The 934-nt window shown below is 72.3% G+C and carries 1 protein-coding gene and 1 pseudogene; both read left to right on the plus strand.

The genetic code is table 11. The annotated features are described in order from the left end of the window. A partial coding sequence (locus ACOADB_RS13785; protein WP_378599536.1) for a class I SAM-dependent methyltransferase occupies positions 1-615 on the plus strand: 615 nt, incomplete at its 5' end. Between the two features lie 5 nt (positions 616-620). Next, positions 621-934, plus strand: a pseudogene (locus ACOADB_RS13790) (hypothetical protein); the annotation flags it as partial.

A 934-nucleotide genomic window follows, 5' to 3' on the forward strand; every position in this document is an offset into this window, starting at 1 on the left:
TACCTCACCTTCGCCGCGCACCGCATGCTGTCGGGCCGCAGCGGCCTGCCGGTCCGGTTGACCGGCGTCGACGTGAAGGAACAGTCCCGCGACCACAACGCGTCGGTCGCCGCCAGGCTCGGCATCGACGCGGAGTTCGTCGCCGGCACCATCGGGGACGTGGAGCTCATGACGCCGCCCGATGTCGTGCTCGCGCTGCATGCCTGCGACAACGCCACCGACGACGCCCTCGCGCGGGCCGTCGCCTGGCAGGCGCCGCTCGTGCTCGCCGCACCCTGCTGCCACCACGACATCGCGGCCCAGCTCCGTCGTACGCCCGCCCCGGCGCCGTACTCCGCCTTGGTCCGCGACGGCATCCTGCGCGAACGGTTCGCCGACACCCTCACCGACGCGCTGCGGTCGCTGCTGCTGCGCCAGCACGGCTACCGGGTCGACGTGATGGAGTTCGTCGACAGCCAGCACACCCCGCGCAACACCCTGCTGCGGGCGATCCGCACGGGCGATGCGAAGAGCAAGGGCTCCGCCGTCGAGGAGTACGACGACCTGGTGGCCACCTGGGCGATCCAGCCGCGCCTCGGCGAGCTGCTCGGGCACGGCCCCGCGCACGAGGGCTGACCCGCATGGAGAAGTTGCTGCTCCTCCTGCTGCCCGTGCCCTTCGGCATCGGCTTCCTGACGCCGGGCGCGGCGAGCGAGCCCGTGCCGGGGACCGTCGTGTTCAGCTACACCGATCCCGCCATCGTCGAGTCGAGCGGACTGGTCGCGCGTGACGACCTGGTGGTGACCGTCAACGACTCGGGCGACAGCAACCGGATCTTCACGGTCGACCCCGCCACGGGCGACACCGTCGGTGTCACGCGCTGGCAGGGCGATGCCCGCGACATCGAGGCGCTGGCCCCCGCCGGCGACGGCGAGGTCTACGTCGGCGACATCGG

The organism is Nocardioides sp. CPCC 206348, from assembly GCF_048654705.1.
Lineage (GTDB): Bacteria > Actinomycetota > Actinomycetes > Propionibacteriales > Nocardioidaceae > Nocardioides.